General features: G+C 38.4%; 12 protein-coding genes. 2 read left to right on the top strand and 10 right to left on the bottom strand.

The genetic code is table 11. The annotated features are described in order from the left end of the window. Positions 1-3: 3 nt before the first annotated feature. The 5 genes from NSQ50_RS22750 to NSQ50_RS22730 form a co-directional block, all read right to left on the bottom strand. On the bottom strand, positions 4-432 hold the full coding sequence (locus NSQ50_RS22750; RefSeq protein ID WP_042139129.1) for a DUF6075 family protein: 429 nt from the start codon (positions 430-432) through the stop codon (positions 4-6). A gap of 19 nt (positions 433-451) precedes the next feature. After that, positions 452-1,471 carry a ParB N-terminal domain-containing protein gene (locus tag NSQ50_RS22745; RefSeq protein ID WP_076222714.1) on the bottom strand — a complete coding sequence of 340 codons (1,020 nt, stop codon included), beginning with the start codon at positions 1,469-1,471 and terminating at the stop codon, positions 452-454. Continuing rightward, entirely contained in the window at positions 1,461-2,252 is a 792-nt protein-coding gene (locus NSQ50_RS22740; RefSeq protein ID WP_076222712.1) for a ParA family protein, read from the bottom strand. The genes NSQ50_RS22745 and NSQ50_RS22740 overlap by 11 nt, the downstream gene beginning before the upstream one ends. 481 nt (positions 2,253-2,733) lie before the next feature. Next, on the bottom strand, positions 2,734-2,928 hold the full coding sequence (locus NSQ50_RS22735; protein ID WP_076222710.1) for a hypothetical protein: 195 nt from the start codon (positions 2,926-2,928) through the stop codon (positions 2,734-2,736). After that, complete coding sequence (locus tag NSQ50_RS22730) at positions 2,925-4,094, bottom strand: tyrosine-type recombinase/integrase (protein WP_076222708.1); 1,170 nt, start codon at positions 4,092-4,094, stop codon at positions 2,925-2,927. Before NSQ50_RS22730 ends, NSQ50_RS22735 begins: the two co-directional genes overlap by 4 nt. 196 nt (positions 4,095-4,290) lie before the next feature. On the opposite strand from NSQ50_RS22730, the gene NSQ50_RS22725 reads away from it, so the two are divergent. After that, positions 4,291-6,261: a DUF927 domain-containing protein gene (locus tag NSQ50_RS22725; RefSeq protein ID WP_036598464.1), complete on the top strand. Its 1,971-nt coding sequence runs from the start codon at positions 4,291-4,293 to the stop codon at positions 6,259-6,261. Positions 6,262-6,290: 29 nt separating this feature from the next. Beyond that, positions 6,291-7,412 (top strand): hypothetical protein, encoded by a 1,122-nt coding sequence (locus NSQ50_RS22720; RefSeq protein WP_143760451.1) that lies wholly within the window; start codon positions 6,291-6,293, stop codon positions 7,410-7,412. 50 nt (positions 7,413-7,462) lie between these two features. Here the strand turns inward: NSQ50_RS22720 and NSQ50_RS22715 are convergent, their stop codons facing one another. The 5 genes from NSQ50_RS22715 to radC all read right to left on the bottom strand — a co-directional run bounded on the left by NSQ50_RS22715 (position 7,463) and on the right by radC (position 9,893). Further along, on the bottom strand, positions 7,463-7,588 hold the full coding sequence (locus NSQ50_RS22715; protein WP_256716985.1) for a hypothetical protein: 126 nt from the start codon (positions 7,586-7,588) through the stop codon (positions 7,463-7,465). A 25-nt stretch (positions 7,589-7,613) separates the two neighbouring features. After that, positions 7,614-7,793, bottom strand: coding sequence for a hypothetical protein (locus NSQ50_RS22710; protein WP_076222702.1), 180 nt, complete (start codon positions 7,791-7,793; stop codon positions 7,614-7,616). Between the two features lie 332 nt (positions 7,794-8,125). Then, the gene (locus tag NSQ50_RS22705) at positions 8,126-8,695 is read right to left on the bottom strand and encodes a hypothetical protein (RefSeq protein ID WP_036598458.1); all 570 of its coding nucleotides are present in this window, start codon (positions 8,693-8,695) and stop codon (positions 8,126-8,128) included. Between the two features lie 60 nt (positions 8,696-8,755). Next, a complete protein-coding gene (locus tag NSQ50_RS22700) occupies positions 8,756-9,097 on the bottom strand; it encodes a helix-turn-helix domain-containing protein (RefSeq protein ID WP_076222698.1) in 342 nt (113 codons plus the stop codon). A 187-nt stretch (positions 9,098-9,284) separates the two neighbouring features. Continuing rightward, positions 9,285-9,893 (bottom strand): RadC family protein, encoded by a 609-nt coding sequence (radC, locus tag NSQ50_RS22695; RefSeq protein ID WP_076222696.1) that lies wholly within the window; start codon positions 9,891-9,893, stop codon positions 9,285-9,287. Positions 9,894-10,023 lie beyond the last annotated feature (130 nt).

Genomic DNA, 10,023 nt, shown 5'->3' with positions numbered 1-10,023 from the left:
TTCTTACTGTTCCAACTCATCATAGATATCTTTGTCTGGCACAAAGGGAAGCCAATCTCGTTTAATATCCACGGCATAGGCTGGATAGCGAAGCTTGATCCCTTCAAAGAAATATGGCATGAGTCCATTATCGAACAGATAATAGGGGCTGAAAGAGTGGGTCTCTTCTTCATGTTCTCCCGTATAGCCCGAATAAAGGTTAAATGCGAGGCGGGAAAGACGGACCGTTGTTCCTGTCTGCCAGCCGTTGTTTAAGCCCTCTAGCCTAATGCTGTCTTCTCTGAAATCATAAAGATCATTAATGTGACGGCGAGTATCTTCTGTAAGGCCTAATAGATAAAACAGAGCGGATCGGTAAGGATCGTGTTGACGCTCAGCACGAATTACATTACCTTCATAAAACTGTTCATGAGCCAGATCTTTGAATATCATTAAATTTCCTCCTCTTCAATTAAGGATGTTGTTCAGGCTCTGACTGGAGCGAAAAATATAAGGTTAAAGCTTTATCGATGATTTCCTCAACTTCTGCGGCTTTACTCTCAGGAGAGAAATATTTGGCATATACTTTATGCTTTAGCTTGAATGGAGCAGGAACCATATTTTTTGGCTTCCGGCTAGACACACCGGAAAGGATCGCTGATGCGGCTTGCTCAGTTAAATTACGGTTTTCTGATTTCGCTCGAAGCAGCTCGGATTTTTTCATATCTACTTTGTAACCCTGTACATGTATTAACGATTCCACGGTTTGTTGTTCTTCCCGCTTCAGATAAGAGAGATCGACGGCCGGGCGAAGCTTAATTTCACCTTGATCGACTCTTTCCATGAGTTCTGGTAGAAGGTGATTCAAGCGCAAATATCGTTTGATATTGGTTGGGCTCATATCGTTTTTCTCGGAAACTTCATCCACACTTTTTCCTGGGTGCCCCACTGGGACACGTTCATCATTTTCCTTGTCATTACTGGTAATTTGAGCTTTTTCAATTTCGCTTAATTTACTCTGTTTTTGCTTAGCTTCTTTGCAAGCTTCAAGCTGCATCTCCAGGGCACGAGCAAGTTCACTGGGCAACATATCCTGAATGGAACGTTGATGAAAATTGGTGTCCACCACGATAATTACAGCTTCTGCTTCCGTCAATTGTTCTTTAACAATGGAAGGGATAGAAAGTAACCCCGCAGCTTTAGCGGCATTGACGCGATTATGCCCAGAAAGAATTTCATAGGAATCTTGTTCCATTGGACGGACTATAACGGGAATTAGCACACCGTTCTCTAGGACGCTTTCGATTAAGTCATCCAGTTTTTTGCCCTCATACAGCTTAAATGGATGTTTATGAAAGGGAATAAGGCTGGAGAGTAGAAGGGAAGTGACTCCTGAATTTTCAGGAGATGATGTTGTATGGTCTGGTCCCTCAGACAAAAGTAAAAGCTCATCAATGCTTGATAGCTTAGGCGTAGGTCGCTTACTGCTCATCTTGCATCAGCTCCTTTGCTAAACTGCAATAAGCTGTGGCTACCTTCGATTTAGGATTGAATTCAATAATGCTTTGACTATAGAAATTCGCCTCTCCGACTTTGACTGAGAGAGGGATTTGAACATCAAAAATGCGGACGGTTTCCTGGTAATATGCTTTTACCAACCGAAAGGCTTCTTTATATAAATTGGTTCGTGTATCACACATGGTCATTAAAATACCCGCAATGTTAATCCGCGGATTAATTCGTTTCTTTACCTTAATGATAATTTTCAGAAGCTGAGTTAGGCCTGTTGCTGACCACAGTTGAGGGTTTACCGGAATTAATACACTGTTACTGGCCGCAAGGGCGTTTATAGTTAGTAGACCAAGAGAGGGATTTGTGTCTATAATGATAAAGTCGTATCTTTGCTTCATGGGTTCCAGTAATGTGGTGAGAGTCTTTTCACCACCCAATTCATCTCTTAAATTTATCTCAGCAACGGAAAGTTCAATATTGCTGGGGATAAGGTCTATATTGCTATGATTATGAACGTATTCTTTAGGATCCGGCAGTGGTTCGTCGCTCATGAGGGCATTCATAATATTGAACATTGAAAACTTAAGCTGGTCTGGATTTTCAATTCCAAAGCACATACTTAAATTGCCTTGTGGATCGAAATCAACCAGCAGCACTTTTTTATTTTCATGGGACAAGGCGCACGCCAGATTGTAGGCGGTGGTCGTCTTGCCTGTGCCACCTTTTTGATTGGCAATGGTGATAACGGTTGTTTGTCTCATTATGAAAACCTCCCCGGAGGTTTGCTCCGAACATATTGTCAATGGTAGGGAGCGGGCTGGTTCTCTCATTTTTCTCTCCGAGTTCTCTCGCAGTTCTCTCCAAAGGCTAAATTTGCGCTTCCTGTTGCTTGTTGCCGGAAACCCTTGTGGCTCTTAGGAAAACACTAAAAACCGTAAAAATCCTTGATTCTACAAGGTTTTTTGCGGATTGTAGGTTCCCTTATATTCCACTGCAGGGCGTTAAAGTCCAAATGACTTCTGGGACTTAAAATCCTGCGGTACGTGAGTACCGTACGGGTTCGACCCCCGTCCTCGGCACTAGAAGAACAAGGGTTTCAGCTCATTAGAGCTGGAACCCTTATTTGTTTTTAAGGTGGTTTGCTAACATTTTGCTAACGGCGCTTCTTTTTTTGTGTAGATTCGAGGTTTCCGATGCGCTCGGAATGATGCTTGAATTGATTTTATAACGAGCGCTCTTTATTCAAACTCTACGTTCGAGGATTCTGTCACGCTCCATTCTCAGGCGCTGGATTTCTGCTCTAATGACTTCTTTACGATAAGGGAAAGTATTCTTGTCGCTATGCTCCAAAGCAAGCTTTACGTGGAGTATGGCAATATCCAGCAGCGCAGACTGGATTGCCGCATCATCTAATGCTCCCCAAGCGATATGCTTCATTGAGCGGCCCCCTTTGATTTCTTAGAAAAGATATCGTTTATCTTTTGTGCGGTATCCTTTTTCGTCTCCATGTCGATGTGCGTATAAGTATTGGCTGTAATGCTGATGGTTGAATGTCCCAGCCAGACCTGAATCTCTTTCAGACTTACGCCATTTTTAATCAAGTAGCTGGCTGTCGAGTGCCTGAGATCATGGAATCTGATATGCGGCAATCCGTTCTTTGCAAGTATGGCTTTGAATTTGTGATTCAGGTATTCCGTCTTCATAGGACTGCCGTCAGGCCAGCAGCATACAAGACCGCTATCAATGTAATCTTTGCCGTACAGCAGCTTGTTTTTCTTCCGCTGTTTCTTTAGATGTAATAAGTAATCTTCGAGTTTTTCCATCAAAGGCAGAATGCGCTGGCTGCTCTCGCTTTTAGGTTTCTTTACCACAACTTCTTTACCGTACTTCACGCGAACCTCTTTAATCGAGATTGTCTTTTCTTCGAAATTGATACAATCCCACTTCAATCCAAGCACCTCAGAACGTCGAAGCCCATAATGAGCAGCGAGATATACTGCCGATTCTATCGGTGTACCCAAGCAAACCTCAAATAACTTTTCGAGCTGTTCGACAGTGTAGTAACTGGCATCAAACTTCTCCTGCTTTGGAAGCACGATTCGATCAGCAGGATTAAAAGGAATCAGGTTCATTCGCACTCCGAATTTCAAAGCACTCCTAATATTGGCGTGGTGTCTTCTTAATGTTTTAGCGGATAATCCTTTTTTGCCAGTCGATGAATCATCTTGATACTTTGTCTCATAATATTTTTGCAGATGCATAGGTTGTAATTCTTGTAACAATAAATCGTTTTTACTCTTGAAATAGGGGATGATATGCTTGGTTACGATCATCTCATAACCTTCCCAAGTCGTTTCCTCCACCTCACTTTTAATAACGTTATGAAGCCAATCCAGCATAAATTCGGTGAATTTGAGTTTTCGTTGTGGAAGGACAAAACTGTTGTTGTCCATTTTTGTAAGTGTTTCTCGCAGAAACTTTTCGGCATCGGATTTCTTTTCGCATTTGGTATTAATCCACTTTGGCTTTCGCTTCCCGGACTCGTCCTTCATTTCAACAATGATGTACCAGTATTTATTGCGTTTACGTAAGCTGCCTTTCATGTGCTTCGACCTCCAATGATTTTTTTGTATATGAAAAAGACAGGAGCGTAATTGCCCCTGCCTATAAAGCTGGAATGGTAAGTATTTAGAATTAATTAGCTGTTAAACGAAAAGTGAAAAATAATACAGGAAAAAATATGAAAATGTGATAAAGTCCTAATTTATAATCACATTTTCATATTTTTTGGAGGTATATATGAATATTCGCGATAGTGATACACCTGAATCTCTTTTAGCTTTTTTCAATGAAAGTTACGCTGGTGATCATTTTTATGTTGATGAGAATGGGGATTTCAATGTACACATAAGTGGACAAAAGGCATCAACCTTCCACTTTATTTTGATTCCAGTGGAAAAAGTTAACGTGTTGGATAAACAAGGAAACATCAAAGATATGCGTTACAAATTTTATGCTTTAAGAGAAGGGGCGACAGTTCTTTTGGAGCCTATCACTATTCTTAAGAAAGAACTGCATAATGTGAATTGGATTCGGCGATGGAATCAATTTGCTGTACTAGACTCTATAACTCCGAAATCTTATGTGTGGATTTTGCAATTTTTAAATCACATTGATAAGAAGATTCCAACAGTAAATGAGCTAGATTTAATTGGTTGGCACAAAGATGAACAAGGTTGGTTTTTCTTACATTCTGGAGGGAAGATCGGTAAGTCGAGACAAACCTATAGAACCACATTTACAGAATTTAAATTCTTGAAGAACAACTCTTTAAGCGAGGAGCAAGCGTTTAAGGAGACAATTGAAATGCTAAATATCTGTGATCAAAAGGTGACGTATGCTCTACTGAGTTACTCTCTTCTTTCGCTCATTGTTACTCCTCTTGTAGAGTCCAAAGATTTGTCACCTAACTTCGCCATGTGGATTTATGGAAAGACAGGTTTGGGTAAGACAAGATTGTCAAGTCTTTTTACAAGCTTTTACGATACTGAAAACATAGTTCGTGTTGACTCTTATAAGAAGGATTTAAAATCAGCTTACACCAAACATAAGGACAGCGTTATTGTAGTTGATGATTATGGAACTTCAAAAACTGCAGAGAATGAATATCGTACTGACGAAAAAGTCGAGAATATCATTCGATGGTTAGGGGATAGACAACTTTCCTCAGTCGATGATGCTTTACCAACCGGAATGGCTTTATTTACTGGAGAACGGTTCCTTAACAATAATGAGAAAAACAGTTCAACAATCGCTCGCACAATCAGGATATCAATGGATAACATTTTCAATCGTAATGAGCCTGGATTTGATTCAGCTAAGATGAAGAGATTCGAGAAGTTTGAAAAGATGAATCCATTATCCACAAGTATTTTCTTTTATCTGGATTGGTTATCAGAAAAGTTAAACTCCCAAATGATTGATCAATACAAAAGCGACTTCCAAAAATTAAGATTGAAATTTGAATCTAAAGTTCATTCTAGGATTATTGATAGTATTAGTCACCTATTTAATACTTTCAATTTTTATATCTTGTATGCAGCGGAAAAAGAATTTATAACGCCGCTGGAATCACAAATAATTAGTGATAATGCATTGCAAATATTTATGAATATACTAGAGGATCAATCAAAACCCGTTGTTCACCCTCAAGTTGAGTTATTTCTAGAATTGCTGATAGAAGCAATCAGGGGGGGGGCAGTCAAAATAGCTTTGCCTCATGATCTTAGTTATTCAAATGGACGCCTCAATCCATCAAATGGGACACTGGGAATCTATTATCCTGATACAGAAGAATTAAAACTTGTATGGGAAAGTTCATATGGAATTTTATATCAGGAATCCAGAAAACGTAATGAAATTTTAGTAGGAGTGAAAAAATTAGGGAAGTTGCTAGAGGAAGCAAACCTGATACTTAAATCTTCAAGCGGCATTACAACACCACTTCAAACCCAAGACGAAAATTTCAGGCATTCAACATCCAGAGCTATAACGTTTGATGCTCGAAAGATAGTTAATGTTTCAGAGCTAATAATAAAATTAGATGAGCAATCAAAGCAAGATACATTACGTTACATAGAGGAGTGGGAGGGAATTGAAGATGACACTTATGATTACCAAGATATAGAAGAGAGTTTATCAGATGCGAATTTAATTGATACGGGCTTAATATCCAACGAAGATGAATGGAATCATAAGAAGGGAAAATAGCATCGTAACTCCACTTTATTCTTTATTATTTGCCTGGTAACAGTTCCTTAAATAATACTACCCCTCCGCCAATTAGATACTGTCGTATAGGCGGTGCGGGTGTAGGAGGTGCTGTTGCTTTGGTGGACATGGTGTACCTTGTATACAGAATGACCCGGATAGAGTATGACAGAACTTTTACTTCAATACAGTCATACTTAAAGAAATATTTAAATAAGAGTCAACTTCGCAAAGACCATCATGATAAAAATGCCTATGTCACAAATGCGTTCTCCCAGATCGGTTTTCAAGAAATTCGAATACGTTCTGCTTCTTGGGGCCACTATTCTATAGAGGTACGTTTACGTCCCAAGCTAACTATTGATAAAGAAGGATATTATTCTTTAGCAAAAGTATCTGAATTTGATTGGGTTCGAGATGTCTTTAATTTTGTATTAAAGGATACTCTTTCATTAAAAGTCCCCGACTTTTTTGAATGGACAGCCAAAAGAATAGAAGCTGCTGTAGATATAAACTTACAAGAGGCCTTGATTCCACAATATCTATCTTTATTTAAAAGGGGGTTTATTCCTGATTACTTTATGGACAATGATAAAACCAAGAAGTATTTCTCTGAAATCACTAACTGTTACTTGATGTCAGAAAACAAAACAGTCAATTGGTATAATCGTTATGAAACACTCTTAATAAAAGAGGGTAAAAGTAAAAAGAAATGGGTGGATTTTTCGCAGACAAAAGGATTATTTCGGTTTGAAACTCAAGTTCGCAATGGAAAGGAAACTGTAAAAGAAGTATTAAGCAAACAAAGATTAAAACATGAAGTAATGAAGTTTTATAAATTGATTGTTGGGGAAGGTGACTATCACACCTTGAAATGTGCAGAGCAAATTATAAATCAAAGGGTACAAAATTTCAAAAAACGTCAAACACTCATTACTATGCTTAAATTTATCGAACATTGCGGAGGAATCACTAAAGCGAAAGAAATTTTTGTTAATAGTAATGAAAACACAAAGATGTCTTCTGATAGATTTGGTAAGATGCTTAAAAAACTTAGGGATTTGAATATTAATCCTGTTCTAATTCCTGAAGAATGGGGAATTGATTTTATTGAAAATCCTTATGCGAAAATTGAGGAGGAATTTGAATGAACTGAAGCCCGCAATTAATTAAAATACGGGCTTCAAGTAGCTGACTCTCATTATTCTTCTTTATACTTATCGTACAAATCCTTTGCTGTTTCAATCACATTAAATTTGTTTTCAATTGTTTGGCTCACTGCATCTACACCACATTCTACTACACGCTCCCAAAAATCACTCATCATTTGATTCCTCCATTAATTTTTTTCACTAATGTTTCCAAGCTTTGAGGCCGCTGAGTGTTCCATATCCAACACCAAATAAATAACCAACGGCTGTTCCTACGCCAGGGAATAATGCTGTGCCAAGTGCTGCCCCTACGCCTCCTCCAAAAAGTGCGCCCACTGCGGTCAGGGCAGACTTCCCAGCTGTTTCTATTACTTTATCCATGAATCTCACCTCCTTTCAGGGACTAACGCAAAATAAACGGGAGGAGCTGTCGCTCTTCCCGTTGTACTGGTAACTCTATTTAGTTTGCTTTTCAGTATTTGAAGATGTATTAAACAATCGAATTAACTTAAAGAGATAACCGATTAAGTAAAACGGGGTTACGGCACAGCCAACAAATAGAGACAAGATGATCTTGTAAACGATATAATTAGAGATTGTTGTAAATACAGTGATGTTACGTTGTGGCTTGCTTATGAATTTCCAACCAAACGGTATAGAAAGAAGAACATATATTTCAATCATTGGCTTTATATCCTCCAATACAATCTGAATTATGCCTTTTGAAGAATAGTACCTTCTTGTTTTTTGAAGGATAGAGTTGCTGAATTAACGGCATTTTGAACAATAGGATTGGCATTATAGGCATGTATGTATTCTTTGATACCGGGATTATGCCGATTAGTGATCATACTCTTTTTCTTGAATTTTGAAATGACAGAATAAGTCTGCTTTTTTTCGTTAATCCAGATTGTATGCACAGTCTTATTTTTAAATACAAAGCGAACACGTCCCTGCCCTTTTTCAACTGTGAAATCAGGATGGGCAAAAGTGCCCAACTGATCGTATAACTGTTCATTTGTAACCAGTGCCGACATAGGATGATTTGCGAAGTTTAACTTCAATAATCTCACTCCGGCTATTCCGTTTATAATCATGTAGGCCAAAGCCCAACCAATAATAAAACCAATAAACAAACCAAATCCCAGACCTCCGATTATCATAAAAGAAATGCAAGATACAGGAATTAAGCCGTAGTACCATTTTTTATAGCCCTTCATAGGATTTTCTAAGACTATAGGTTCTTGGGCAAATGTATGCTTGCCTGAAGCACTGTTCATCATTATATTTCCTCCAATATGATTGATATGCTATTTTTCAATAACTAAAAGATTAACTGTCCTTTAAGTTCCTTTCTTGTTTTCAATAATCATATTTGTGTTGTCCATCAATACTTCCAGTAGACACTGCTTAATGGTTTCAGGGGTTATAGTTAAAGTTGAAGGATGGCAACCGCTTCTCACACCTCCCTTTGGATCATACAAAGTCAATAGGTCAATTAAGGTGATCTCCAGAGCAGCCGAGATTTGTTCTAGTATTTTGATCGTAGGGTTCTTTTCTCCACGTTCAATCTGCCCAATGTAAGATGTGTTTACCCCTGCACTTAGTGCAAGCTGCTCCTGACTGAAAGCATTTTTCAATCGCAAAATCCTGATATTTTCCCCAATAGATTCGATGCTGTTCATTTCCCTTCACCCCTAATCAAACGATAGAATTTTTTGGTAGGAGGCTCAACAGGATATAGTACGGATTTCAATGCTTATAGTAGGGAATTGATACGGAGTGTGGTTAAACCGTGGATAAAAGCACTTAAGAGAGGTCTTTACATCTGATTATTTGAAGGACATGTCAATAAAAGCTGTTTAGCGAACTTTAGAAATGCCCATGTTCTTTCAAACTGTAGAAGCGATTGCCGCCGATAATTACATGATCAAGGACTTCTATTCCTATGATTTCCCCAGCAGCTATGAGTCGTTTTGTTAAATTAATGTCCTCAATGGATGGCTCCGGGTCTCCGCTCGGGTGGTTGTGAGCGCATATGAGCGAGGCACTACAGCGTCTTATGGCTGCATGGAATACTTCTCTAGGATGGACGATAGCGGCGTTCAGAGAGCCTATGGAGATGACTTCTTTGAAGATGAGGCTGTTCTTAGTGTTGAGGAAGAGGCAGATGAAGTGTTCTTTTTGCTCATGACAAAGTTCTGCTTCGAGGAGTTTAAAAACATCTTGGGGTGTGCGAATAATACAGTTTTTTTGATCTTGGATGGTGATAGATTTAGCTAATTGGATCAGTGCGTATATTTGTAGTGCTTTCTTTTTACCAATACCTTTTATAGATGTTAATTGTTGCTCAGATGCATTTATAAGTTCTGCTCTAGTTGGAAAAATATCTAGTAAATTACCAATTTCATCGTTATCATGCTTATCTCTTAATATTTGAGCCAATAACTTAATGATATCTTCTTTTTGCTCACTACACATTCTAGCATTCCCTCTCCTTAGGTTAATAATATATTAAATAGTTAATGCAAAGTTATAATATAGATTTAAAATCCATGAATATACTCTTGGGAAAGATACGATTGTAAATTTTTTCTTGTCGATCTTTCTG

The sequence above is a fragment of the Paenibacillus sp. FSL R10-2788 genome (assembly GCF_038003885.1).
Taxonomy (GTDB): domain Bacteria; phylum Bacillota; class Bacilli; order Paenibacillales; family Paenibacillaceae; genus Paenibacillus_AQ; species Paenibacillus_AQ odorifer.
Note: the sequence above shows the minus strand (reverse complement) of the source record. Positions and strands in the feature narration are given on the sequence as shown.